Here is a 24553-nt window from a genome sequence, read left to right on the forward strand (position 1 = left end):
TCGGGTCACGGGGGGATGACACGCGCCTCGCGCGCAGATCGAGCGGTGCTCGCACAGGCTGGTCATGCGCGCGCGTAGCGGGCTATACCTGGTGATGTGAGGCAACGTCAGGAACAGATCGATGTGTACGTCGACTCGTGGAACGAGTCGGACGTCGATCACCGGCACGTGCTGATCGAGGCCGTGTGGTCCGAGAGCTGCGCCTACCACGCGCCGGCGATCGAGGCCAGGGGATTTCGGGCGATCAGTCAGAACATCACCCGCATCCAGGACAAGTACCCCAACCGGGTCTTCTGCCGCACCAGCGAGGTGTTCTCCCACAAGGACCGCGTCCGCTACACCTGGGCGATGCTCGACCTCGGCGGCTCGGCCACCATCGCCGGGGTGGACTACGCGCAGTTCGCCGACGACGGGAAGCTGTGCCGGGTCACCTGCGTGTACGACCGCAAGCCCCGCTCCGGCGAGTGACCGAACGACTCGGCATCCGGCGCGGCGAGCACCGCGACCGCGGCGGGTACCACGGTGATGGTGAACTCCCTGCGCCGGAACGGAACAACCTCGCCGTCGTGTTCGAACCACAGTGGACTGTCGTCGGTCCGTTCGACCAGCACCTCACGGCCCCTGGCGTAACGCACGCCGGGGAGCCGGAGCTGCTCGCCGGCCATGGTCAGTCGCAGCACCTCGGTGGTCGGGTGTTCGCCGCCGATCACGCACACATCGAGTAGTCCATCGTCCACAATGGAGTGTGGGAGCAGTTCGTAGTCGCCGCCCCGGTAGCGGCTGCCGCCGACGTTCACCACGAAAGTGGATCCACTGTGGATCTCGTGGCCGTCGACGAGCACCCGGCCGGGGTAGGGGCGGTACCAGGAGGAAACCCGCCGGATCGCCTCCTGGTAGGAGAGCCCACCGGTCTTCGCGTCGTGCACGGCCATCGGCGTGAAGCCGGCACTCGCCCCGGTCAGCACCAGACCCCCGTCCAGCCGGGCGAGGTCGAGCCGGTGCGCCGGTAGGCCGGCCAGCGCCATGGCCAGCGCCGCCCGCCACGGCATGCGCCCCCACAGCGTGCGGTACAGCGAGTTCGCCGTGCCGCCGGGAACCACCAGCATCGGCACCGGCCGCCACGCGGTCGCCAGGCCGGCGACCACCTCGCGCGCCGTGCCGTCACCGCCTACCGAGACCACCAGGTCCGCCCAGTTCGCCGCCGTCTCGGCGATCGCGGTCGCCGAGCCGGGAAAATCGGTCCAGCGCACCGAGACCGGCCGCCGGCAGCCGCGGATCACCTGCCAGACAAGGTCGACCGACGTGTTGCCGGCGGCCGGGTTCGCGATGATCAGGACACGTTCCGGAGCGCCGGGCATGGTGGTCAGCTCGCGGTCATGACGAGGACGGCGTTCTGGCCGCCGAAGCCGAACGAGTTGCTGATGGCCGTGGTGACCGGCATCGACCTGGCCGTGCCGGCCACCACGTCGATGTCCAGCTCGGGGTCCGGCGTGTCCAGGTTGGCCGTCGGCGGCACCAGTGAGTCCGAAATGGACAGCGCGGTGCACGCGGCCTCGATCGCGCCGGCCGCGCCGAGCGAGTGGCCGGTGACGCCCTTGACCGAGGTCACCGCCGGCCGGTCGGCGAACATCCGGTGCAGCACCCGCGCCTCGACCGCGTCGTTCAGCCTGGTCGACGTGCCGTGCGCGTTCACGTGGTCCACATCGGAGGGCTCAAGCCCGGCGTCGGCCAGGGCGAGGCGGATCGCGGCCTCCACCCCGGTGCCTGCCGGGTCGGGGGCGGTGGCGTGGTGCGCGTCCGCGGACGCGCCGTACCCGCTGACGCTGGCCAGCACCCTGGCCCCTCTGGCCCGCGCGTCCGCGAGTCGTTCCAGCACCAGGACGCCGGCGCCCTCGCCGGCCACGAACCCGTCCCGGTCGCCGGCGAACGGCCGGGACGCCGCCGCCGGATCGGACACCCGGCCCGACAGCGCGCCCATCCTGGTGAACCCGGCGACGACCGGCCGGGACAGCCCGGCCTCCGCGCCACCGGTGAGCACGATGTCGCACCGCCCGGCCCGCAACAGGTCCCGCGCGGTGCCGATCGCGGTGGTGGCCGACGCGCAGGCCGTGGTGGTGACCAGGTTCGGCCCCCGCGCGCCGGCGTCGATCGCGAGGTAGCCCGCGACCATGTTCACGCCCATCATCGGGATCAGCAGCGGGGACACCCTGCCGGTGCCCTCGGTGAGCATCGTGTGGTGCTGGGCGGTGAAGGTGGCCACGCCGCCGAGCGCGTTGCCCATCACCACACCCACCCTGGCGCCGTCCCAGACCGCCGGGTCGAGGCAGGCGTTCGCGATCGCCTCCCTGGCGGCGACCAGCGCGAGGTGCACGTACCGGTCGAGCCGCCACGCGGTGCGCCTGCCGAGCAGCGCGTCCGCGTCGAAGTCCGGCACCCGGCAGCTGAAGTCGACCGGCATGCCGTGCAGCGCCGGGTCGGTGGTCGCGGTCGGCCGGCCGTCGCGGATCGCGCGCCAGCTCGCCGGCACGCCGATCCCGCCCGGGGTCACCATGCCGATCCCGGTGACGGCCGCGTGGAAACCGTCCGAAGTGGAGCTAACCATCGACGACGCCCTTGGCGGCCAACGTGCTGAGCGCGTCGGCCACGCTGGCCTTCGGGGTGACGTCGTCCTCGGCGAGGACGATGCCGAACTCCTTCTCCGCGACCATGGCGAACTCCACGATGCCGAGCGAGTCCAGGTCCAGCTGGGCGAAGGTGGCCTCCGGCACGACCTCGTGCTCCTCGACCCCGAAGTTGTCCACCAGCAGCTCGCGCAGGCGATGCAGAACGGTTGTCGACATGTCGGTTCCTCCCCTACACGGCTTCCAGATCCGGCCAGCGCAACACGGTCGAGCCCCAGGTGAGGCCGCCGCCGAACGCGCCGAGCAACACCCGTTGCCCGGCGCGCAGCTCGCCGCTGGCGCAGGCGGCGTCCAGCGCGAGTGGCACCGACGCCGCCGCCGTGTTGCCGACCTGGTCGATGTTGCGCACGAACCGGTCGGCAGGCAGCCCCAGCATGTCCGCGACCCCGTTGATGATCCGCGCGTTGGCCTGGTGGATCACGAACCGGTCGATGTCGCGCAGTCGCAGGTCCGCCTTGCGCAGCACGGCCTGCGCCGACCCGGCCATCTGGAAGATCGCCTTGCGGAACACCGCCTTGCCGGCCATGGTGAAGTACTCCGCGCCCGGCGCCACCGGTTCCGGTGTGGACCGTTGGCGGGAACCGCCGGCCGGCACCATGATCAGGTCGGCGTCCTGGCCGTCGCTGCCGAGATCGAACGGACCGAGCGCGCCCGGCTCGTGCCGCCCGCCCGCCCGCAACACGACCGCGCCCGCGCCGTCACCGAAGATCGCCGCCGTGCTGCGGCAGTCCGGGTCGACGATGGTGGAGAAGGTGTCCGCGCCGATCACCAGCACCCGCTGCGCCACCCCGGCGGCGATGAGCCCGGCGCCGGCGGCCAGGCCGTAGAGGAAGCCGGTGCACACCGCGTTGACGTCGAAGGCCGCGCACCGGTCGAGGCCGAGTCGGTTGGCCACGTCGGGGGCGGTGGCCGGGCACGGCCGGTCGGGGGTGGTGGTGGCGAGCACCAGCGCGTCCACCTGGTCGGTGTCGGCCGACTTCAGCGCCCGCTGCCCGGCCTCCACCGCGAGGTCCGATGTGGACATTCCGGGGTCGACCACGTGCCGTTCGCGGATCCCGGTCCTGGCGCGGATCCACTCGTCGGAGGTGTCCAGCCTGGCGGCGATCTCGGCGTTGGGCACCACCCTGGGCGGCACCCAGGTGCCGAGTCCGCAGACGACGGCCGAGGTGCCGACCCGCCCGGGGAACGGCAGGATCTTCGCGGAGGTACTCATGACGGTGCCGCCAGGTCCTCGATGCCGATGTAGCGGAGGTGGGACTCCTTCATCTCCGTGGACCACCGGTCCGCGGTGGCCAGCCGCTCCTCCGGCGTGGTGTCGATCAGCCGCCTGCCCGGCCAGATCTCGTAGTCCCCGACCGTGTCCGCGTGCTCCTCGAGTCCCCGCTGGAACAGGATCTCCCGCCGCAGCACCATCTCGTGCACCGGCAGCACCGTCCACAGGTGCATCCCGGCCGTGATCAGCTCGCGCACCCGCTCCCGGTCCTCCGGGTGGGCGAGCAGGTGCTCCCTGGCGATCGACGCGCCGACGGTCAGGTGCCGGATCTCGTCGATACCCGCACCCCGGTCGATCTCCGCCGCGATCGGGTTCAGCGGCGCCCACTTGCGTTCGGACAGCTCCGCGGCCGGCGCCAGCGCGCCCTCGATGATGATCGCCATCATCACCACGCCACCGATGAAGTCCTCGCGGATCACCGAAAGGCCGTGTTCCTCGAGCGGGTCGAGGATCGACCGGATGTCCGCGCCCGCCGCCGCGTCGAAGTCCGTTACCCCGAGGGACAGCAGGTGGTTGCGGAACACCATCGCGTGCCGCGCCTCGTCGAGCAGCTGGGTGGCGTAGAACTCCATGGTGTCCGTGTCCGGTGCACTGGCCACCAAATAGGACAGTGCGCGAGCCGCCCGGTCCTCCGCGGCCGACCGGAACGCGTACTCCTGCGCGATCGCGTCCCGCAGCGGCCTCGGTGCGAGCATGTGGGTCGGCAGGGTCAGCGCCGGGTCGAACCCGTCCGGGCGGCCGACGAGTGTCCCTTGTGGAACATTGGTCAGCCAGTAACGCAGGTTCGCCTCGCGCGCGGTCAGCTCCACCTCGGCGGCGCCGGCCAGCAGGCCGGGCGCCTGGTCCCAGTCGGTGATCATGTCGGTTCCTCGAACGGCTCGGCGAACGACTTGAGCGACGTGCCGAACAACGCCCGATCGCCGAGCAGGTGGATCGGAATGGCCAGCAGCGCCCACTCCCACCCAGCGACCAGCAGCCAGACCCCGATCAGCACCGCGTGCGTGGCGAAGCTGTGCGTGAGGTTGTACAGCACGTAGTAGGCCTTCGGGATCAGCTCGGTCCGGCTGCGGTGGTGGGCGAGCAGCCCTGGCAGGTAGCCGAGCACGTCGATCCCGGCGAACAGCAGTACCGCCGGCAGCCAGCGCACCTCACCGAGGTGCAGCGCGAACAGCGCGACACAGACCGCGAGCCCGATCCCGTACTCCAGTCGCAGCACGGCCTGGGTCGACCGGTTGCCCAGCCGCACCGAGGTGTCCACCACGCCGTTCATCAGGCGGCCTGGCCGAGGTCGGGGACCGCCACGGCGTCGTCGAGCACCGTGGTCGCCGGGAACAGCCCGGACAACACGTCGCACACCACGCGTTTGATCACCCGTTCCGCGATCGGGTCCATGATCCCGGCCAGGCTCTCGATGCCGAAGTCCCAGGTCGCGGTGAACCGCACCACGCAGCCACCGATGCCCCTGGTCACCCGCCAGTGTCCGGAGAACGCGGCGAAGTCACCGGAGACCAACGCGAAGTCGATCCGCGACCGGCCGAAGTCGACGATCTCGCGCTCGGTCCAGCGCAACACCCCTCGGCGGAAGCTCACCTCCCAGTCGCTGCTGTCCACATGGGACTCGATATGCCGGACATCGGCGGCCAGCAAGGGATACCGGTCGAACTCCGCGATCCGCGCCAGCGCGTAGCGCGCGTCGTCGGCCGCGATCCGGGCGGTCAGGGTTACGGTCCGCATGCTTGCCTCCTCAGTTCAGCACCGCGTGCGCGGCCCGGTCGAACGCGTCCAGCAGGAACCGCAGATCGCGGTCGTCCAGCAGTGCCGGCGGGGTCAGCCGCAGCACCCGGTCGGAGTTCAACGAGTGGTTCGCGATCACTCCGGCCGCCATCAGCTCCAACAGCAGTTCGCCCGCGAGGCCATCCACCGCGCACTCGATGCCGATCAGCAGCCCGACGCCGCGGACTTCGGTGATCGCGTCGCCGAGCACGTCGCCGAGCAGCCGGCGCAGGTCGATCAGCAACCGGTGGCCGAGCATGCCCGCCCTGGTCACCAGGTCGTCCTCGCGGATCGCGGCGATCGCGCCACGCGCGGCGGCCATGCCGAGCGGCGCGCCGGAGAAGGTCGAGGTGTGGATGAACGGATCCCGGTCGAACGGCGCGAACGCCTCCTCGGTGGCCACCATCGCCGACACCGGCAGCACCCCGCCGCCGAGTGCCTTGCCCACCAACAACACGTCGGGCACCACGTGCTCGCGGTCGGCGCCCCACCAGTAGCCGAGCCGGCCGAGGCCGGTCTGGATCTCGTCCAGGACAAGGAGTGCGCCGTGCTCCCGGCACACCCGCGCCACCTCCCGCAGGTAGCCGGCCGGCGGGACGATGACGCCGGCCTCGCCCTGAATCGGCTCGACGATCACGCACGCCTGCCCGCCGAGCGCGGCGAGGGTGGCCGCGAGCGCGTCGGCGTCCCCGAACGGCACGTGCGACACGTCCGGCAGCAGCGGTTGGAACGGCTGCTGGAACACCGGTTTCGCGGTGACCGACAGCGCGCCGAGGGTCTTGCCGTGGTAGCCGTTCACCATGGACACCAGGTGGCGCTTTCCGTTGGCCCGCGCCAGTTTGATCGCTGCCTCGACCGCTTCGGCGCCACCACAGGCGAAGTGCACCCGGTCCAGCCCCGGCGGCATGGTCGCGGTCAGCTCCTCGGCCGCGAGGGCGGCCTGCGGCTCCAGCAGCAACCGGGTCGCCACCGGGTTGGTCTCCAGCTGCTCGCGCACCGCGGCCAGCACCCGCCGATGCCGCGCCCCGGTGAGGAACACCCCGTAGCCGCCGCAGTTCAGCAGCCTGCGCCCGGAGCTGGTGCGTACCCACGCGCCGGCCGAGCCGACCTCGACGTCGCCGCCGAACATCTCCGCCAGCGCCGCCCGGCCGCTGGACAGGTGTCGCCGGTAGCCGCGCAACACGTTGTCCACAATGGACGTTTCGGTGGCCGCGACCATCAGGACACGACCATCCGGTAGCCGGCGTAGTAGTCGACCAACCCGCCGGCGACGCTGGTCCGCGACGGTGGGTGGAAGGCGATCGCCTGCGCCGCCGCGGCGAGGTAGGCGATGTCGCCGTTGGCGATGAACGCCATGCCGCCCAGCAACTCGACCGCCTGGTTGACCGCCGAGGTGATCGCGTCCTGGACCGCGTACCTGGTCACCAGGGACGCGGCCAGCGTGTCGTTGTCGGTCTCACCCGCCTGCACCCGCCGGGCGAGGCCCTCGGTGAGCGCGGCCGCGGACTCGATCCGCACCGCGAGCGCCGCCCGGTCGCTCACCGGGCCCCGCGCGCCGTGCAGCACCTTCTCCACCAGCAGGCTCGCGATCCCGGTGTAGGCCGCGCACACGTTGAGCTGGAACCAGATCAGCCCGACCGTGGTGAGCTGGTCCATCGCGTCGGCCAGCGACGGGTCCGGCGTGACGATCTGCTCGGGGGAGACCAGCACGTCGCTCACCCGCACCTCGTTGCTCTCCGCGCCGGCGAGGGCGAACGTCGACCAGAACGGGTGCACCGAGATACCGGGAGTGTCCGCCGGCAACAACAGCAGACCGAACGAGGTCGAGCCGTCCGGCTGCTCGACCGCGACGCTCGCGGTCAGCAGGTCCATCGACACCGACAGGCTGCACGGCTTCTTCGAGCCGTTGACCAGATAGCCGCCCTCGACCGGCGTCGCGGTCATCGTCGGCGTCAGGATCCCCTGCGCGGTGCGGCCTTCGGCGAACCCGGAGGCGATCAGCAGCCGCTCGCCGACCACCCGGCGCAGCAGCAGATCGTCCACATCGGACTTACCGGTGACCAGCTCGGCGACCGCGAACAGGGTGCCGAGGGAGAAGTGGTGCATCATCGTGGCCACGGTCATCGACGGCGCGGTGGCCGCGAGCGCGCGCACCACCCGCGCGGTGTCCAGCGCGGAGGCGTCCAGTCCGCCGTAGGACTCCGGCACCAGCAGGTTCGTGCCGCCGTGGGCGCGGAAGATGTCGATCGCCGGGCTGTCCTCGGACTCCAGGTCCGGCAACGAGATCTCGGCGAGCTGCTGACGCAGACCAGGTAACAGCTTGTCGCAGACCTGCCGGTCCGCCTCCATGAACTGCATGTCAACTCCCCAATCGGTGTGCGTCGAAGACCGCGTCCCGTGGCCGGACCCCGGTCGCCCTGGAGATGCCCTGCAGATGTGAGCTGCGCAGCATCGGGTAGTTCGCCTCGCCGAAGACCCCGCCGGTGAGCCCGGTCCCACCGTGGGTCGGCAGGTAGGGCAGCCAGCCGAGGTGCGAGTCGTTGATCTTCAACAGGCCGCCGTTGCCGGTCCGGGCGACGAACTGGTCGATCACCGTCTCATCACCGGCCCACAGCGAGTTCCGCAGTCCGTAGCGGTTGGAGTTGACGTGCTCGAGCACCCGGTCGAGCAGGTCCGGTCCCGGCTCGGCGACGACCACCGGCAGCAGCGGGAAGAACGTCTCCTCGGCCACGGCGGTGATGTCCCGGCAGCCGGCGAGCCCGTCCACCGCGAGCACGGTCGGCTCGATGAACAGGCCGGTGTCCGACGGCTCGCCGTCGACCTCGAGGCGCCGCCCGCCGCACACCAGGCGCGCGCCCCTGGCGAGCGCGTCGCGCACGTGGCCGAAGAACCGGTCACCGCGCAGCACTGGGGAAAGCAGCACACCCTCGTCCTCCGGATAGCCCGGGCGGATCGCCCCGGCCGCCGAGGCGAGCTTGACCAGCAACTCCGCCGCGATGTCCGGGTGCGCGACGACCTGGTTGGGCACCATACAGATCTGTCCGGAGGCGTAGAAGCACTCGGTGAGCGCCTCCACCGCGAGGTCGAGGTCGGCGTCGCGCCACACCACGACGCAGTCGTTGCCGGCCAGCTCCAGGATCGGCTTCTTGCCGACGGCGACACACTCGCGCTCCAGTGCCAGCCCCCGGTCGACGTCACCGGTGTAGAAGATGTCGTTGACCTGCTCGCTGGCCAGCCAGGAACGCAGTACCTGGCCGGGGCGGGCGCAGAAGAAGTTCAGCGTGCCGGCCGGGGCGCCGAGTTCGGCGAGCGCGGGCAGGACCAGCTCGCGCAGCGCGAACATGACGCCGAGCGGTGCGCTGCGGGGCGCGCGCACCACGACCGCGTTGCCGGCGAGCAACGCGGTGCTGGCGAACAGCGCGCTCGCGGCCGGCGCGTTCTGCGGCGGCTGTACGCACACCACGCCGTCGGCCATTCGGCGGATGGTCAGCTCGCGGTCGCCGTGGCGGATGCTCTGGTGCAGTTGGGCGCCGCAGTGGTCGAGGGTCTCCCGGCTGAACAGCGTGCGCAGCCCGGCCAACTGCCAGCGGGCGATGGCGACCGGGCTGCCCTCGGCGACCAGCAGGTCCACCAGCTCCGCCGCCCGCGCGTCCACCCGCTCGCGGATCAGCTCGCCGAGCGCCATTCTCGTGGCAACCGGGGTCGCGGCCCATTCCGGTGCGGCGCGCGCGGCCGCGGCCGTCGCGGCGGCGACGGTCTGCTCGTCGGCCAGCGCGCAGCGGCCGAGCACGCCGGTGGTCGGCAGGTCCTCGCCCCGTTCCAGTCCGCGTTTGCGGGTGAGGGTGGCGAAGACGTCGTCGAGGATCGCCCTGGTGCTGACCGGGTAGATGTGGCGCGGCGCGTCGACATCCCGGCCGCCGACGTGCGAAAGGTAGGTCGGGAGGCGAACTTCTGGTGCTTGTTCGGCACCGATCGTCGAGGTCAGCGTCACCGAGGACATTCCTTTGCCGTCGATCGTAAAAAAGCTCGAATTCGAGTCTGACAAAGAGGCCTGATGGTCCGCTGACACCGCACTCGCGCTCGTTTTCGCCGCTGACAGCGGTCTGACTGGCAGGTCGCGGGCGATTGTCCGTGGCCGCCCAAATGATCGATGATTGCATCATCTTCGCAGGTCGCGGGCTTGCGGTGGCAGGGTATCAGCCAGCTAAGGTGGTGGATCGAGGATGGGTCCGATCGCAGTGGAAACCTTGTCGTCAGATTTGACGCACGCATTTGTGGAGCGCTACGCGGACAACCCCAGTGCCTTTCTCGCGGTGAATGACGGAAATAGTCGGTTCACCTGCCCGGGCGTCGACGGGGTGGTGGTGTACCGGGAGTCCGGCCGCCACCTCGTCCAGTTCGGCGCGCCGTTCGGGCCGGACCCGGCCGCGCTGCTGGCCCGGTTCGTCGAGTTCGCCGCCGGCCGGGGGCGGCGGGTGGTCGCGATCCAGGTCCAGGAGTCCGATGTGGACACCTATGCGGCCGCCGGCTTCACCGTCAACCAGGTCGGCGCCTCCTATGCGGTGGACCTGGCCGAGTTCACCGTGCGTGGCTCGCGATTCGTCCGGCTGCGCAACAAGATCTCCCGGGCGCGGCGGTGCGGGGTGACCGTCGCCGAGGTCCCGTTCGCCGCCATGGCCGACCAGATCGCCGAGCTGGACCGGACCTGGTTGCGCGGCAAAGGCCGGCACGCCAAGCAGTTGGAGTTCCTCGTCGGCCAGCTGGGTGGCGCGCTGCAGGCGCGCCGCAGGCTGTTCGTGGCCACGATCGACGGCGAGCTCACCGGCTACATCTCCTACTCGCCCGCCTACGGCACCCGGCCCGGCTGGCTGCACGACCTGTCCCGGCGCGACCCGCAGGGCCCGCCGGGGGTCATGGAGGCGATCAACACCACGGCGATGGCGACCTTCCTGGCCGAGGGGGCGCGCTGGCTGCACTTCGGCTTCACCCCGTTCACCGGCCTCGATCCGGCGGTCGAGCACGCATCGGCCAGCCGGTGGTTCCGGTGGCTGACCAGGCAGTTGGCCGACCACGGCGCGGCCGTCTACCCGGCTGCCTCGCAGCTGGCCTACAAGCGCAAGTGGGCCCCGCATGCCGTGCTGCCCGAGTACGTCGCGTTCTCCGGGCGGGCGAGCCTTGGGGGATTCGTCCGGGTTTTCGTGGCAGCCAACGCGGTCTAGACCAGCGACTCGCTCGTGGATCACTCGCGCGGTCAGGTGAGTGTCACCGCTGTGTCAGGTGGCTGACCAAGCATCATCCAGGCTCAACCAGGAGTTAGGGAGGCGGGGGTATGGACAGGCGCCTGACACCGGTACGAGGGCGATCGGTGATCTTCAAGTTGTTCGGTTCGGTCGGCTTGGTCTCCGATGGGCGATTGCTCGCCATTCAGGGCGGTCGACAACGAACGTTGCTCGCCACATTGTTGATCAATTCCGGCAAGGTGGTCACAAAGGAGCAGTTCTTCGAGGAGTTGTGGGAGGGCCGGGGTCTGGTGAAGGCGAACAACGCCCTCCAGGCATTGGTCACCAGACTGCGAAAACTGCTCCGCGCCACCTACGGTGAGGAATTCGCCAGGGAACGACTGGTAACGCTGCCTACTGGCTATGTGCTGCACGCCGAGACCGATGAGATCGACGCGAAGCTGTTCGAACGACTGGTCGCGGTGGCGCACAACGAGCTGGCGACCGACCCGCTGCGGGCGCGGGATCTGCTCGGCGAGGCGCTCGACCTCTGGGACGGTCCGGTGCTCGAGGGCGTGTCCGGCGGACCGATGTGTCACAGCTCGGTGTTGCACTACGAGGAGAGCAGGCTGGCCGCGATCGAGGACCGGTTCCACGCCTGCATCGTGGCCGGCATCCAGGGCGGCGTGATCAGTGAGCTCAAGAAGATGGCCATGCTCTACCCGTGGCGGGAGCGCCTGGCGGAGATGCTCATGGTCGCTCTGTATCGGTCAGGACGGCAGGCGGACGCCCTGCGCGAGTACAACGTGGTAAGGCGCAGGCTGGTCGACGAGCTCGGCATGGAGCCCTCCGCGATGCTCCAGGACCGGATGCAGGCCATCCTCAACCAGGACCCGTCGCTTGACCTGATACCGGATGCTGCTCGCCGACGAGCTACCGGTTAGTAATTGTCTCGTGAACTAGACGACCACACAGTTACCTGCTCGAAACTGCCTGCAGGCAGCCAACTCCATAGCGTGACAAGCCTCTGAGATGCGAAAACAGCTCAGAGGATTAAAAGAAACCAATCGGTCGGTATCTGTTGACAAACCGAGCGGTCGGTTTTGTAAGCTTGAGGAGCGACCGAGCCGATGCCGATCAAACCGGTTGGCAGTCGATCGCCACCTGCCACAGGGAGACCGAAGTGGACATTGATCTACTAGGGCCATTAGTCGCCCGCCAGGGTGGCACGGCGGTGGTCCCGACCGCCGCGAAGCCCCGTAAGGTGTTAGCGATGCTGACCGTGCACGCCGACCAGGTCGTGCCGATGGCATCACTGTTCGAGGAACTGTGGGGCGAGGACATCCCCCGCAGTGCCAACACCACGGTGCAGACCTACATTCTGCACCTGCGCAACCTCATCGGCGCCGCACTCGACCAGTCGGATGCCGATGGACCGAAGGACGCCAAACGAGTCCTGGTCACCTACCCTGGCGGCTACCTGTTGGACACCATGGGCGGGAACGTCGACGTACGCGAGTTCGACCGGCTCGCCGCGCTTGGCCACCGGGCGCGCGAGATGGGCGACTTCGAGGCCGCGTCCCGGCACTTCGGTGCCGCGCTCGCGATCTGGCGGGGTCGCGCACTCGTCGACGTGCAGACCGGACCGCTGCTGGAGGTCGAGTCGCACCGCCTCGAGGAGGCACGGCTGAACGTCCTGGATCGGCGGATCGACGCGGACCTGCGGCTGGGTCGTCACCACGAGCTGCTCGGTGAGTTGGCCGGGTTGGTCGGGCGCTACCGCACGCACGAGGGCCTGCACGCGCATCTCATGCTTGCGCTGTACCGGTCCGGCCGGCGCGGCGAGGCCATCGACGTCTACCGCAGGATGCGTACCGGTCTGGTGAACGAGCTCGGGCTTGAGCCCTCGCCAAGCCTGCGCCGGCTTCAACACGCGATCCTGATGTCGGACCGGAGGTTGGCCGAGGTGGCGACGGAGGCGGCAGCGTTGGACCGGGCGGGATGACTCGTTGGCGCCACGCGGTAAACCGGGAGTAGGGCGACGGAGACGCGCCCTACTTCGGTGTAGGAGCAGGGGAGAGATCCTCGCATGGATGATCCGCTCAACGGCTCGAGCGGAACAGTGGCCCGGGACGTGTCGTGACCAAACAGTCGAGATCTGAGAACACGCGGTTGCATCTGGTGCGATCCGCGGCAGAGTTGTTCGACCGCAACGGGTTCTCGGGGGCGACGTTGGAAGACGTCAGCCGATCGGCCGGGGTGACGAAGGGGGCGTTCTATTTCCACTTCTCGTCCAAGGACGAGTTGGCGGGCGCGATCCAGGCCGAGGCGTGCACCCTGCTGCGTGGCGCGGTCTACCGGGCGCTCGGCGACGGCACCGGGGTGTTGCAGTCGCTGGTCGACCTGACCCACGAGATCGCGCACTGGCTGGACAACGAGGCGGTGGTCCGCGCCAGCATGCGGACCGCGCGCGAGTGTGGACACCGGGGCGCCCCCTTCCTCGATTTCTATGTGGACCTGCTCTCCGCGGTGGAAACCATGCTGATCAGCGCGGAGCATGCAGGCGAACTCGCGGACGCGGTCGCCATCGAGCAGGTGAGCACGCTCGTGCTGACCATGTGCGCCGGCGTGGAGATGTTGTGGTGGTCCGGAATTCGGCAGGGCAGCGTCCGCGATGGCTTGCGGGACATGTGGACGCTGGCCCTGCCGGGGATCACCGCGCACACCAAAGGGGGAGCGCTCGATCCGCGGGGCCCGGCCGAGTTCACCTGATCACGCCTTCGGGTTGCCGACGGTGCTCCACGGCATCGGCAGCCGACCGGTCACCGGCGTCGGCGCCGGACCGGAGACCTTCGCCAACCGGTCGAGCGCCTCGGGCGTCAGGTCGATCGTGAACCCCGGCAGGGCCTGCTCGTACTGGGGCGGCGTTCGCGGCCCGAGCACCACCGAACTCACCCCGGCGCACGAGGCCACCCACGCGACGGCCACCGCGGCCGGTGGTACGTCGAGCTCGGCGGCGAGTGCGCAGACTTCCTTGGCCACCGACAGATTGTGCTCACTGAGCTGACGTTGTACCCAACCGCGCGCCGCGTCGGTCTCGTGGGCGAGCAGCTTTCCCATCCGGGACGCGGGATCCGGCGTCGTTCCCGGCTGGTAGCGGCCGGCCAGCACCCCGCCGCCGAGTACGCCGTAGGCGAGCACGCCGAGCCGGTGGGCCAGTGCGGTGGTCAGGATCTCGGCCTCGATGTCCCGGCGTAGCAACGAATAGTGCGCCTGCAGGCTGATCAGCGGGGTGCCGCCGGTGCGCTGCGCGGCCCACTGCGCCTCGACGAGTTGGGCGGCGGTGAAGTTGGAGGCTCCGAGGTAGCGGACCTTGCCCGCGCGCACGAACCCGTCGAGGGTGGCCATCGTCTCCTCGATGGGCGTGCCCGGATCCCATTGGTGGCACTGGTAAAGGTCGATGTGGTCGGTGCCGAGACGGCGCAGGCTCAGCTCGAGGGCGCGGGTCAGGTGGCCGCGGGACAACCCGCCCTCGTTGGGGCCGGGACCGTGTGGTTGGTAGACCTTGGTGGCGATCACCACCGCGTCGCGCCGGCCGCGGACCGCGGCGCCGACGATCCGCTCGGACTCACCGGCGTTGTAGATGTCCGCGGTGTCGACAAAATTGTGTCCGGCGTCGAGGAAGGCGTCGATGATCGGGCGTGCCTCGGCCTCGGGCACCCCGAGGCCCCACGCCGTGCCGAAGTTGGCCGTACCGAGGCAGGCTCGGGACACTCGCAGGCCGGAACCGCCGAGCGGACGGTACACGTCAGCCACCTCGACTCCCCTTGACGTGCGGACATACCGATCGGCATGGTAATCGGGGTTTGGCTCAGTGGCAGGCGTTTTGGAGAGGAACCGATGGACGTGAAGCGTGATCGCGTTCGGTTCCTACGCGAGTTGCGCGCTGTTCGCCGCTTCCTGGACCAGCCGGTTCCCCTTGAGGTGATAGGAGATCTGCTGGAAGTCGCTCGCTGGACGGGCAGTTCGATGAACCGGCAGCCGTGGGAACTCGTCGTCGTCGGCTCGAGCCAGACCCGAGCGGCCCTCGAATCGGCCGGTGGCACGCCGGGGCACGCGCCGCTCGTGGACGCCCCGCTGGTGATCGCGGTCGTGCTGGCCTCGCCGAAGGCGGCGTTCGACGGTGGGCGGCTGTGCGAGCGGTTGCTGTTGGCCGCGGCGGCGCACGGGCTCGGCGCGAGCCTGGTCGGCTTCGGCGGCGAGGCGGAGGCCGCGGCGAAGGCGGTCCTCGGGGTGCCGGCCGAGCGGATGCTGCCCAGGGTGGTGGTCGCCGGCTACCCGGCGGACGCGGGTGCGCGATTGGTCAGTAGGGAACGGAGCGTGGACACCCGGTTACCGCTTGAGCAGTTGCCGGTCGGGCGGATGCCGATCGCCGAGTTCGTGCACCGGGGGCGGTACGGCGTTCGATGGCCCACGGTATGACGTTCAGCCGATCATCGGCCGCGCGAACAGCGGCGCTCGGCTGCGCTGATCAGCGCATCTTTCCCACGGGGCACGTTCGGCGCGCGTGTGCGGAGCGTTGGACTCGCGTGTCGGGACGGTTGGACTCGCGGGGGCGGCCGCAGGCGCCGGGTCAGGCGGTGCCGGGTCAGGCGGTGGCGGCGGCCGGTGACGGCTCGGCGGTCCAGTCGGTGCTGCCGGAGGGGTCGAAGCGGGCCACGCGGCGGGGTGGGACCAGACCGGGCAGCGCGATCTTCCACATCACCGTCAGGCGCTCGTGGACGTCCTTGCGGTTGGTGAGCACGGCCGACTGGGTCTGTACGCCCATGAACGCCGCCGAGATCCAGTTGGCCACCTCGTGGGTGTCCCATTCCTGGCGGACATCACCACGGGACTTGGCCCTGGTCAGCAGGTCGCCGACGAGCTTGATCCAGCCCTCGTACACCGCGGCGTCCGGCGAGGCGAAGTTCGCCTCCATGACCAGGCGGTTTCCGGCCCGGACGCGGACGTTGGTCCACATGCTGTGGGCCAGTTCGTGGCTCATGTCGATGACCGTCTGCAGCCCGCCCTCGTCGGACTGTGGCAGCTCCACCGACCCCCACGGCTCGGTGGCCAGCGCGCGGGCCAACTCCTCCTTGGAGGAGAAGTGGAAGTACAGCGCGCCCTTGGTCACGCCGGCCCTGGCCAGGATGTCCGACAGGCTGGCGCCGTCGAAACCCCGCTCGTCGAAGACCTCGGCGGCCGCGTCGAGGATGGCGTTTCGAGTGCGTTCCGCTCGGTCCTGGCGCGCCAAGCCGCACCTCCTTCAGTTGGCCCCTGACGGTCCATCTCCCCCAAGCATGCCACCGCCGGCAGGCGGCCCGGTCGCGGCTCGATGTCGTCCTGGCCGCGGTCGTCCCTCGCTCCAGAGTAACTCAAGGAAGACACCATCAGCTCTCGAGAAAAAACCGGGTGGTAGGTATGGTTCCCCCTTGTGTGGCCCACGCCACGTCCGAACATACCGATCTTCGAGTGGGCGCTGGGGTTGGCTCGACTCATCGCCGAGCGGCCGGACGGCCGGACAGCCAGTCGGGGTACACACTACGACAAGTCCACATATGGGCAGTGACGCCAAGAGACCTTTATGAGAGGTTCGGCATGACCACCATGATCAACGGCCAGGCGGAGTCGTCGAGCAGAGGCTTACGGGGCGCGGAACCGCTGCTGCTCCAGCAGTCAGTTCCGCCCGGGCTGGTGCGTCGCATCAACAGCTCGGACGTGTTCGTCACTCGGCTTACCCAGCTCGAGACGGACAGGTTCGAGGTCGGCGTGCGTTGGCCCGGAACCCACAGCTTCTACCGACCGGCGGCCTCGAACCTGCACGACCCACTGCTGTTCCTGGAGAGTGTGCGCGAGGCCGGGGTGCTCATCGCGCACGCCGGTTACCAGATCCCGATGGCATTCAAGTTTCTCACCCGGGACAAGCGTTTCCGCGTGGAGAGTCTGGAAGGGTTGCGAACCAACGGTTCTGACCCGGTCGATGTCACGCTCGTGGTCAGCGCCAGGGAGATCCAGCGCCGGGCGAAGAGCTTCGCCGGCATGCTCTTCGAGGCGGAGTGCTACCGCGAGGGAGTGCGCATCGGCACCGCGGCCTACCGGTGGAGCTGTGTGTCCGCCGCCGGCTACACCCGGTTGCGCGGTCGTTACCGCGACGCCGTCCCGGAGGTCCCGGCCGGCGCCAGCCCGGTGCACCACGACCTGGTCGGCCGCTGCGCCCCCATCGACGTCATGCTGGCCGACACCGACGGGGAGAACACCTGGCTGCTGCGGGTCGATCCGGAGCACGGCGTGGTCTACGACCACCCGATGGACCACGTTCCCGGCAACGCGATCATCGAGGCGGGCCGGCAGGCCGCTCTGCTCGCGTCCGGACAACCCGACGGGCTCCCGTCCGGCGGACACCTCGACTTCCACCGCTACATCGAGTTCGACCAGCCGTGCACGGTGACCGCGGAGCCGGTCGCCGGCACCAGCACCGTGCGACTGGCCTTCGACCAGAGCGGTGCGCGCATGGCCGACGGCGCACTCGACGTCCGCGTGCCGTGAACGCGGCGACACTGACGGTTTCGCTCTCCTGACCGTTCTTTCTCCCGACCGCTCTTTCTCCTGACGGTGCACGACGTGCCCGTCCCGCCGAATCGCCGGTACCGCCCCGACCAACCCGTCACCCGGGACGATCTCCCTCGGGCGACGGGTCGGCCGGGGCGGCGGCGCGTTCACTCCGCGCGCCGGTCGCCGACGCGCTGACCGTTGTTGTGCAGCGACCGCAGCAACGCCTCCTGCCGTTCGGCGAGGGTGTCGATCCGTTGCTGGAGCTCGGCCAACTCCCGGCTCAGGTCCGCGGTCTCGGTGACGTCGTGGTTGCGCCGGGGCGCCGGTGCCCCGGCCGGCAGGTCGGACAGGATCGTCTGCATCCGGTTGCGCAGCGCGGGTCCCGGCGCCACCCCGAGCTCGTGCAGCAGCCGCCGCCGCGCCCGGTCGTAGACGCCGAGCGCGTCCGCCTGCCGGTCGCTGCGGTGCAGCGCGACCATCAGCTGGTCGTAGAACCGTTCCCGCATCGGGTAGGCGGCCGAGGTCTCCTCCAGCTCGCCGATCACCTCGGCGTGCCGGCCGGCGCGCAGGCTCGCGTCGTAGAGCATCTCGTAGGCGGTCAGCCGGTGTTCCTCGAGCACGACGGCCTCCGCGGCACACGTCTCACCGCACCCGTCGCCGGTGACACAGCCCTCCAGCGCGGCACCGCGCCAGCGGCCGAGCGCGGCCCGCAGCCGGGGGATCGCCAGCTGCGGTTGGGTCGCCACGATCGCCCGCGCCGAGAAGACCTGCTCGAGGAAGGCGGCCGCGTCGGTCTCCCCTTGGCGCAGGACCAGCAGATAGCCGGGTGGGCGGGTGACGATCCGGTCCGGCTCACCACACGCGGCCTCGATCAGCTTGCGCAGCCGCCGGATGTGGGCCTGCAGCGCGTTCGCCACGTTGGCCGGCGGGCGCTGGCCCCACAACTCGGCGATCAGCCGCTCGGCGGACACCACGTGTCCGGCCCGCAACGCGAGGGTGGCCAGCAGCACGCGCTGTTTGTGCCCCGGCACCTCGACCAGCGCGCCGCGCGCGTCATACAGCTCCAGTGGCCCGAGAAGGTACAGCCGCATCAGTGCTGCGCCGTGCCGTCGGTGCTGGCCAGTCCGGTCTCGAAGGCGTAGATCACCGCGTGGATCCGGTTGCGCAGGCGGAGTTTGCCGAGCAGGTTCTGCATGTGCGACTTCACCGTGTGCTCGGAGACCGAGAGCGACTCGGCGATCTCGGCGTTGGACAGGCCACGGGCCACCAGCGCCAGCACGTCGCACTCACGCTCGCTCAGCCCGGCGCGCGCGGCCACCTGCCGGCCTCTCGGCGGCTGGCCGGGCGGCGGGCGGTGGTCGGCCTGGTCGGCGCGACTGAGGGTGAACCCGGCCGCGGCGATCCGGACTGCGGCCACCATCTCCTCCGGCGTGGCCCACGCCGGCAGCGAGCCGGAGACGATTCCGGTCAGGTCGCTTGGCAGCTGGCCGTTTCCGGCCGGCACGGTCAGCGGGTCGCCGTCGCGCACCCCGATGCCGAGCACCCGTACCGTTCGCCCGCTCCGGCGTACTGTGTCCCCTACGCTGGTCAGCAGTGGGGCGGCATCCTCGGTGCGCAGTCCGTGCAGCAGCAGGACATCGGGGTGGCGGTGGGTGAGCGAGGTGACCACCTCCGGCCCGGCGCCGTGTTCGCCGACGATTACCATCCCCGGTTCGCCGTCCAGCGCGGCGAGCACGCCGCGGCGGGCGAGCACGTCGTCGCCGACCACGAGCACCCGGATACCGTCGGGCAGGTGGCCGTCGGCGAGCGTCGACGAGGCCAACGACGGATGCCGGGGCGGATCACCGGCGGCGAGCTCGTCGCTCGCCAAGTGGTGAACGTCCGACTGTGGAAGGAGACGGACCGCGTGTCCAGAGACCGCACGCAGGGTAGAGGGACCACCTCTGGTGCGCCGGCCTTCGTCACTCCACTGGTCCATGATCTCGCCTCGCCTCGCCTCTCGGTGCCGAACGCAGAAGTTCGGCACCGTTCACGCTAAGCCGAGGCGCCACGCCTGGGTTGTTTCCGCGAGTGGTGCTCAACTCGCAGGCGACCATGTCGCCTGCGAGACCACTCGGCGCAGCGCCCTACCGGGCAGTTGACGCTAAGCCTGCGCGCGCCGCAGGATCAAGACATTTCCCAGCTATTTCTAGAAATGGAGCAGAGCTTGCGCGCGCGATTCCTCGGCAAGGACCCTTACTCACAGGAGGGCCAGTCGCCGACGTTGTTCATTACCGATCGGACTGATCGGTGCACGTACATCGCCCAGGGGTGGGTTGTCACTGATGCTCAGGCGCTCGCCGACGTCGGTCCGGTTCCCCAGGGCGAGGCGATCATCGAGATACCTGAGGACGTCCTTCGGATGTACAGCAGGGAACTGGTGGGCGAGCCGACCTGAGATATTCCGAGAAATTTCTCGGTAACCAGCGCCCCGGCCGGTAGCCTGAGCGGGTATCAGCAGGGGCGCGCTGTCGCTGTGCAACGCGCCGTTCGACGGGACGTGCGACGTGCCACAGAACAGGATCAGTGGGGTGTCGAGCCTGCACGAGGCTCGGCTCGTACTCGGCAAGCGCCTCCGTGAGCTGCGACGGCAGGCTGAACTCAGCGGGCGGCAGCTCGCGGAGGCGCTCGCCTGGCCCCCGTCCAAAGTGTCCAAGCTGGAGAACGGGCGCCAGTCGCCGACCGAGGCGGACATCAGGGCGTGGACCAAGGCGACCGGCAGTCACGATGATGCTGAGGGGCTGCTCGCCTCGATGCACATGCTCACCGTGCAGCACATCGAGTGGCAGCGGCAGTTACGCGGTGGACTCAAGCCCCACCAGGCAGAACTCGCCGCGCTGGATGCCAAGACTCGGTTGTTCCGGGCGCTTGAGTGCACCTTCATTCCGGGGTTGCTCCAGACAGCGGAGTACGCCAGAGCGAGGTTCCAGCAGAGTCTCAAGGTGTTACGTGTCGGCACCGACGTCGACGAGGCTGTCCAGGCGCGCATACGTCGGCAAGAAATTTTGTACCGGACGGACAAAAGATTTCACTTCGTACTGACCGAGGCGGCGTTGCGCTATCGGTTGTGCACCCCGGAGGTGATGCTGGGTCAGCTGGACCGCTTGATCGCGTTGTCCGCGCTGCCCAATATGAAATTCGGAATTATCGGTTTTGAGACCCCGTATGCCGTGGCCCCGACGCACGGGTTCTGGCTACTCGACGACGCCCGGGTCATGGTCGAGACGTTCTCCGCGGAGCTCAACTTGGCTCAGCCACAGGAGATCGACCTGTACCGCGGGATCTTCGAGTCGATGGCCACCGCCGCGGTCTACGGCAGGGCGGCGCGGTCGGTCATCACCAGAGTGATCGATGATCTCTCCGTCGAGGCGGGCACCGATGACGAGTAGCCACCTCCGCTGGCGGCTTTTAACGCCAGTTGAAGAAACTTGGAGAAATTTTCTTTTCAGCGCGGCGTGGGGCGTCCTAATGTTCGGTTATGACCCGGGCATTGATCCTGGTTCGACTGAAACCCCGGCAGCCGGACGGGTCGATGATCGGTGAGAGCCGGCGGACGTGCCATCTTGTGCCGCTGCCGGAAGCCGACACGATGCCGCTGTTTCTGACCGCGTACTGCGGTTTGCGCATCGTGCCTGGGTCAGGGGAAGTGCTGGCAGCGCCAGCCGGTATGCCGTGCGAGCCGTGTATGGCGAGCTCGCCGGTACCGGCATTCGCGATGTTGCAGCACTTCCGCGGCCGGCTCAGCGGCGGCGGCACCGACCGCTGAGCCGGCAGGGCTTTGCGGACATCCGCACAGCCACGGCGGGTTCGCCCGGTCCTCAACTGGCGATGAGGACCGGGTGGGCCCGCCGTCGTCAGTTCGTCAACTGTTGTCGCGTGCCAGTTCCCGCTCGAACGTGGCCAGGGTGTCCACGAAGAGTCGGCGCTGTGCCGGGGAAAGCGGTTCGAGCGCGGTCGACCACGCCTTGGCCGTCGAGGACATCCAGGCCTCGACCGCGTCCTGCCGGTCCGGCGGAATGCTCACGATCGTGCGGCGGCGGTCGTCCTGGTCCTCGTGTCGGTCGAGCATGCGCTGGCGGCTCAGTTCGCCGACCATGAGACTCACCGTCGCGGGCGCCACCTCGAGGCGCTTGGCCAGTTCGTTGACCGGCATCGGTCCGTCGAACAGCAGGTAGGCGAACAGCGAGAGATGTCGTGGGGCGAGCGTGACGCAGGCGAGCTCTGGCGGCGGTGCGGTACGTTTCGCGCGGCCGACCACGCGGGGCAGGAGCAGAAGCAGGGTCCGCACCGCTTCCTTGAGCTCAAGACCCTCCGTTGGCATAGCTCTGTCTTCCTACTAATTTTGCTTGCAAAGCATAGCTGTATGCTGAAAGCCAAGCTTACCCGTCGTCGACAGTGGAGGTCTTGGCATGAGCGACTGGAACCAGAAGATCATCGAGGAGTTCCGTGCCAACGAGGGCCGCGTCGGCGGGCCGTTCGAGGGATCGGACCTGCTGCTGCTCACCACGGTCGGCGCGCGGACCGGCCGCCGGCACACCACCCCACTGGTCTACGTGACCGACGGCGACCGGGTGCTGATCACCGCGTCCAACGCGGGCGCGCCCAAGCACCCGGCCTGGTTCCACAACGTGCTGGCGACCCCGGAGGTCGAGGTGGAGGCCGGCACGCGCAAGTACACCGCACAGGTGGCCGTGGTCGACCAGGCCGACCGCGACCGCCTGTACGCGATGTTCGTCAAGGTCAGCCCCGGCTTCGCGGAGTACGAGGCGAAGACCACCCGGGTGATCCCGGTTCTGGAGCTGACGTCCTGACCCAGGAGGGCTAGCTCTTGGGCTCGAGCAGGAAGACCGGGATCTGCCGATCGGTCTTCTTCTGGTAGTCGGCGTAGTCCGGGTAGGCCTCGACCGCGCGATCCCACCAGACCGACTTCTCGTCGCCGGTGATCTCGCGGGCGACCAGGTCCTGTTTGGCCGTCCCGTCCTGCAGCTCGACCTCGGGGTTGGCGACGAGGTTGTTGTACCAGACCGGGTTCTTCGGCGCGCCGCCAAGCGACGCGACCGCGGCGTACACGCCGTCGTGCTCGACCCGCATGAGCGGGACCTTGCGGATCTTGCCGGATTTGACGCCCCGCATGGTCACGATCACCACGGGCATCCCGCGTAGGGATGTGCCCTCGGTACCTCCCGAACTCTCGTATTTGTCCACTTGCTGACTCGCCCAGTCCGCAGCACCGGGCGCGTACTCACCTTCCAACGGCATGCCTACAGTGAACACCAATCGGCGGGCACCGGCATGCCCGTCACCGGATGCGGTCGCGGATCCACTCACCGGCCGGCTTGAGCCGTTCCGGCGTGGTGAACGGGCCGCCGGGGCAGGTGCCGGTCTCGAACACCGCGCCGGAGCGGAAGTCGTCGGAGAAGTTCCAGTTGGTCCAGCTGATCTGCTTGTCGGCCATGAGATCGAGGTAGCGCTGGGCCATGGCGAAGTCGTTCTCACCGTCGCCGGAGGAGGTCTGGGTGCCGAACTCGGTGACGAACATCGGGATCCGGTCGGCGGCCCTGGACAGCGTGTCCAGGTAGAGGTCGTCGTGCGAGGCGGCGTAGAAGTGGAACGTGTACATGATGTTCGACGCGTTCACCGGGTTGTCGACCACCTCGGACTCGTTGGCGCTCTCGGACACGCCGAGCGAGGACCACGCCCGGGTGCCGACCAGGATCGGGGTCTGCGGGTCGACCGCGCGGATGACCGGGATCAGCTCCTCGGCGTAGCTCTTGATCCGGGACCACGGCACGCCGTTGGGCTCGTTCGCGATCTCGTACAGCAGGTTGGTGTTGTCGTTGTGCCGCCTGGCGATCTCCGAGAAGAACGTCTTGGCGCGGTCCAGGTTGTGGTGCGGGTCGCCGGGGGTGAGCATGTGCCAGTCGACGATCGCGTACATCCCGCGCTCGGTGACCTCGTCGATGATGGCGCTGACCCGGTCGGTGAAGCCGGCCGGATCGGTCTCGTAGCCGTCTTCCTGGATATACATGGAGATGCGCAGGACATCGGCGCCCCAGTCGCCGGCCAGGGCGTCCAGGGAGGCGTCGTTGACGCACTGGGAGTACCACTGCAGCCCGTGGGTGCTCATCCCGCGCAGCTGGACGGGCTGCCCGGACGCGTCGCACAGCTTGACGCCGCAGACCTGGAGTTGGCCGTCGGCCCGCGCCTCGGCGGCGGGCGCTGGACTGGCGGTGGAACTGGCGGCTGAACTGGCGGCGGGACTGACGGTTGGACTGATGGCGGGACCGGTGAACGGTACGGCCAGCGCGGCGATGGCCGCGAGCAGGATGGTGGCGCGACGGAACACGGCGGGTCTCCCTTCGTCACCACCAGTACATGGGTCTAGACCATTCCGCACAACCGACGATCGGGGGATTGACGGCGTTTCGCCGGAATTGTCCACAGGCGGTCAGCGGGCGGTGATCTCCGCGACCACCGCGCAGGTGTCCGGCAGCGGGTCGCGCGCGTTGGTGTGTGTCGCCAGGCGGGTGAGCAGCGACTTCAGCGTCGCCCGGTCGGGTGCGGGCAGACAGGCGAGGATGTGCTCCTCGGCGTGGTCGAGCCGCTCGGCGAGCTGGTTGAGCAGCGCGTGTCCCTGTTCGGTGGCCACGATCATGCGGGTGCGCCGGTCGCCGGGGGCGGTCCTGCGGGCGACCAGGTCGGCCCGCTCCAGGTCGTCGAGCAGGTAGGTCATCACCGTGCGGTCGATGCCGAGCCGCTCGCCGAGCACCGACTGGCTCGGCGCCTCGTCGGAGGTCGCGGCGGTGAGCACCTGGTAGGCCCGGTGGCCACCGGGCACGCCGGCCATCACGGCGTCGCTCGCCTTGAGGTAGGCGCGGAACACCACGCCGAGAGTCCAGCCGAGGTCGCCGTCCAGTGCCGCCATGCGAACTATGGTACGCGGCACACTAGAACGTCTGCTGGACAGAATATCTCGT

The 24553-nt window shown here is 69.3% G+C and carries 29 protein-coding genes; 11 read left to right on the top strand and 18 right to left on the bottom strand.

All coding sequences use genetic code 11. The features are described from left to right. Positions 1–96 precede the first annotated feature (96 nt). Positions 97–468, top strand: coding sequence for a nuclear transport factor 2 family protein (locus ACYVIP_RS36070; protein WP_460404697.1), 372 nt, complete (start codon positions 97–99; stop codon positions 466–468). Here ACYVIP_RS36070 and ACYVIP_RS36075 read toward each other — a convergent pair. From ACYVIP_RS36075 to ACYVIP_RS36120, 10 genes are read right to left on the bottom strand one after another with little or no spacing between them, the layout of a single operon-like run. Beyond that, entirely contained in the window at positions 390–1358 is a 969-nt protein-coding gene (locus tag ACYVIP_RS36075) for a diacylglycerol/lipid kinase family protein (protein WP_460404699.1), read from the bottom strand. The genes ACYVIP_RS36070 and ACYVIP_RS36075 overlap by 79 nt on opposite strands. A 5-nt stretch (positions 1359–1363) precedes the next feature. Continuing rightward, positions 1364–2602, bottom strand: coding sequence for a beta-ketoacyl-[acyl-carrier-protein] synthase family protein (locus ACYVIP_RS36080; RefSeq protein ID WP_460404701.1), 1239 nt, complete (start codon positions 2600–2602; stop codon positions 1364–1366). Further along, complete coding sequence (locus tag ACYVIP_RS36085; protein WP_460404703.1) at positions 2595–2840, bottom strand: phosphopantetheine-binding protein; 246 nt, start codon at positions 2838–2840, stop codon at positions 2595–2597. The genes ACYVIP_RS36080 and ACYVIP_RS36085 overlap by 8 nt, the downstream gene beginning before the upstream one ends. Before the next feature lie 13 nt (positions 2841–2853). After that, positions 2854–3894 carry a beta-ketoacyl-ACP synthase III gene (locus tag ACYVIP_RS36090; RefSeq protein ID WP_460404705.1) on the bottom strand — a complete coding sequence of 347 codons (1041 nt, stop codon included), beginning with the start codon at positions 3892–3894 and terminating at the stop codon, positions 2854–2856. After that, positions 3891–4814 carry a VlmB-like protein gene (locus tag ACYVIP_RS36095; protein ID WP_460404707.1) on the bottom strand — a complete coding sequence of 308 codons (924 nt, stop codon included), beginning with the start codon at positions 4812–4814 and terminating at the stop codon, positions 3891–3893. Before ACYVIP_RS36095 ends, ACYVIP_RS36090 begins: the two co-directional genes overlap by 4 nt. Beyond that, positions 4811–5224, bottom strand: coding sequence for a hypothetical protein (locus tag ACYVIP_RS36100; protein WP_460404709.1), 414 nt, complete (start codon positions 5222–5224; stop codon positions 4811–4813). Before ACYVIP_RS36100 ends, ACYVIP_RS36095 begins: the two co-directional genes overlap by 4 nt. After that, entirely contained in the window at positions 5224–5688 is a 465-nt protein-coding gene (locus tag ACYVIP_RS36105) for a type II toxin-antitoxin system RatA family toxin (RefSeq protein WP_460404711.1), read from the bottom strand. Before ACYVIP_RS36105 ends, ACYVIP_RS36100 begins: the two co-directional genes overlap by 1 nt. A gap of 10 nt (positions 5689–5698) precedes the next feature. Next, the gene (locus ACYVIP_RS36110) at positions 5699–6946 is read right to left on the bottom strand and encodes an aspartate aminotransferase family protein (protein WP_460404713.1); all 1248 of its coding nucleotides are present in this window, start codon (positions 6944–6946) and stop codon (positions 5699–5701) included. Then, on the bottom strand, positions 6946–8085 hold the full coding sequence (locus ACYVIP_RS36115; RefSeq protein WP_460404715.1) for an acyl-CoA dehydrogenase family protein: 1140 nt from the start codon (positions 8083–8085) through the stop codon (positions 6946–6948). The genes ACYVIP_RS36110 and ACYVIP_RS36115 overlap by 1 nt, the downstream gene beginning before the upstream one ends. Position 8086: 1 nt before the next feature. Beyond that, positions 8087–9727, bottom strand: a complete 1641-nt coding sequence (locus tag ACYVIP_RS36120) for an aldehyde dehydrogenase family protein (RefSeq protein ID WP_460404717.1) — start codon at positions 9725–9727, stop codon at positions 8087–8089. Between the two features lie 223 nt (positions 9728–9950). Here ACYVIP_RS36120 and ACYVIP_RS36125 point away from each other — a divergent pair, with 223 nt between their 5' ends. From ACYVIP_RS36125 to ACYVIP_RS36140, 4 genes are all read left to right on the top strand, one after another. Next, on the top strand, positions 9951–10946 hold the full coding sequence (locus ACYVIP_RS36125; RefSeq protein WP_460404719.1) for a bifunctional lysylphosphatidylglycerol flippase/synthetase MprF: 996 nt from the start codon (positions 9951–9953) through the stop codon (positions 10944–10946). A 110-nt stretch (positions 10947–11056) separates the two neighbouring features. Next, positions 11057–11890, top strand: coding sequence for an AfsR/SARP family transcriptional regulator (locus tag ACYVIP_RS36130; RefSeq protein ID WP_460404721.1), 834 nt, complete (start codon positions 11057–11059; stop codon positions 11888–11890). Positions 11891–12180: 290 nt separating this feature from the next. Beyond that, positions 12181–12951, top strand: a complete 771-nt coding sequence (locus ACYVIP_RS36135) for an AfsR/SARP family transcriptional regulator (protein WP_460404723.1) — start codon at positions 12181–12183, stop codon at positions 12949–12951. A gap of 134 nt (positions 12952–13085) precedes the next feature. Further along, a complete protein-coding gene (locus ACYVIP_RS36140) occupies positions 13086–13718 on the top strand; it encodes a ScbR family autoregulator-binding transcription factor (protein WP_460404725.1) in 633 nt (210 codons plus the stop codon). Here the strand turns inward: ACYVIP_RS36140 and ACYVIP_RS36145 are convergent, their stop codons facing one another. Next, positions 13719–14762 carry an aldo/keto reductase gene (locus ACYVIP_RS36145; RefSeq protein ID WP_460404727.1) on the bottom strand — a complete coding sequence of 348 codons (1044 nt, stop codon included), beginning with the start codon at positions 14760–14762 and terminating at the stop codon, positions 13719–13721. Positions 14763–14846: 84 nt separating this feature from the next. Here ACYVIP_RS36145 and ACYVIP_RS36150 point away from each other — a divergent pair, with 84 nt between their 5' ends. Then, a complete protein-coding gene (locus tag ACYVIP_RS36150; RefSeq protein WP_460404729.1) occupies positions 14847–15428 on the top strand; it encodes a nitroreductase family protein in 582 nt (193 codons plus the stop codon). Positions 15429–15594: 166 nt separating this feature from the next. Here ACYVIP_RS36150 and ACYVIP_RS36155 read toward each other — a convergent pair whose 3' ends face one another. Further along, a complete protein-coding gene (locus tag ACYVIP_RS36155; RefSeq protein WP_460404731.1) occupies positions 15595–16239 on the bottom strand; it encodes a ScbR family autoregulator-binding transcription factor in 645 nt (214 codons plus the stop codon). Between the two features lie 344 nt (positions 16240–16583). Here ACYVIP_RS36155 and ACYVIP_RS36160 point away from each other — a divergent pair, with 344 nt between their 5' ends. Next, positions 16584–17531 (top strand): ScbA/BarX family gamma-butyrolactone biosynthesis protein, encoded by a 948-nt coding sequence (locus ACYVIP_RS36160; protein WP_460404733.1) that lies wholly within the window; start codon positions 16584–16586, stop codon positions 17529–17531. Positions 17532–17701: 170 nt separating this feature from the next. Here the strand turns inward: ACYVIP_RS36160 and ACYVIP_RS36165 are convergent, their stop codons facing one another. Further along, on the bottom strand, positions 17702–18628 hold the full coding sequence (locus ACYVIP_RS36165) for an AfsR/SARP family transcriptional regulator (protein WP_460404735.1): 927 nt from the start codon (positions 18626–18628) through the stop codon (positions 17702–17704). Next, positions 18628–19407: a response regulator transcription factor gene (locus ACYVIP_RS36170; protein ID WP_460404737.1), complete on the bottom strand. Its 780-nt coding sequence runs from the start codon at positions 19405–19407 to the stop codon at positions 18628–18630. The genes ACYVIP_RS36165 and ACYVIP_RS36170 overlap by 1 nt, the downstream gene beginning before the upstream one ends. Before the next feature lie 336 nt (positions 19408–19743). Between ACYVIP_RS36170 and ACYVIP_RS36175 the strand changes: the two genes are divergently transcribed. From ACYVIP_RS36175 to ACYVIP_RS36185, 3 genes are all read left to right on the top strand, one after another. After that, a complete protein-coding gene (locus ACYVIP_RS36175; protein WP_460404739.1) occupies positions 19744–19974 on the top strand; it encodes a hypothetical protein in 231 nt (76 codons plus the stop codon). Positions 19975–20107: 133 nt separating this feature from the next. Then, a complete protein-coding gene (locus ACYVIP_RS36180) occupies positions 20108–20965 on the top strand; it encodes a helix-turn-helix domain-containing protein (protein ID WP_460404741.1) in 858 nt (285 codons plus the stop codon). A gap of 89 nt (positions 20966–21054) precedes the next feature. Further along, complete coding sequence (locus ACYVIP_RS36185) at positions 21055–21342, top strand: hypothetical protein (protein ID WP_460404743.1); 288 nt, start codon at positions 21055–21057, stop codon at positions 21340–21342. 96 nt (positions 21343–21438) lie between these two features. Here ACYVIP_RS36185 and ACYVIP_RS36190 read toward each other — a convergent pair whose 3' ends face one another. Further along, entirely contained in the window at positions 21439–21897 is a 459-nt protein-coding gene (locus ACYVIP_RS36190) for a MarR family winged helix-turn-helix transcriptional regulator (protein WP_460404745.1), read from the bottom strand. An 88-nt stretch (positions 21898–21985) separates the two neighbouring features. Between ACYVIP_RS36190 and ACYVIP_RS36195 the strand changes: the two genes are divergently transcribed. Beyond that, positions 21986–22387, top strand: coding sequence for a nitroreductase family deazaflavin-dependent oxidoreductase (locus ACYVIP_RS36195; protein ID WP_460404747.1), 402 nt, complete (start codon positions 21986–21988; stop codon positions 22385–22387). A gap of 10 nt (positions 22388–22397) precedes the next feature. Here ACYVIP_RS36195 and ACYVIP_RS36200 read toward each other — a convergent pair whose 3' ends face one another. The 3 genes from ACYVIP_RS36200 to ACYVIP_RS36210 all read right to left on the bottom strand — a co-directional run bounded on the left by ACYVIP_RS36200 (position 22398) and on the right by ACYVIP_RS36210 (position 24501). After that, the gene (locus ACYVIP_RS36200) at positions 22398–22835 is read right to left on the bottom strand and encodes a nitroreductase family deazaflavin-dependent oxidoreductase (RefSeq protein ID WP_460404749.1); all 438 of its coding nucleotides are present in this window, start codon (positions 22833–22835) and stop codon (positions 22398–22400) included. Positions 22836–22875: 40 nt separating this feature from the next. Next, positions 22876–23922 (bottom strand): glycoside hydrolase family 5 protein, encoded by a 1047-nt coding sequence (locus ACYVIP_RS36205; RefSeq protein ID WP_460404751.1) that lies wholly within the window; start codon positions 23920–23922, stop codon positions 22876–22878. A gap of 102 nt (positions 23923–24024) precedes the next feature. After that, complete coding sequence (locus ACYVIP_RS36210; protein ID WP_460404753.1) at positions 24025–24501, bottom strand: MarR family winged helix-turn-helix transcriptional regulator; 477 nt, start codon at positions 24499–24501, stop codon at positions 24025–24027. Positions 24502–24553 lie beyond the last annotated feature (52 nt).

Source organism: Actinophytocola sediminis, from assembly GCF_054779715.1.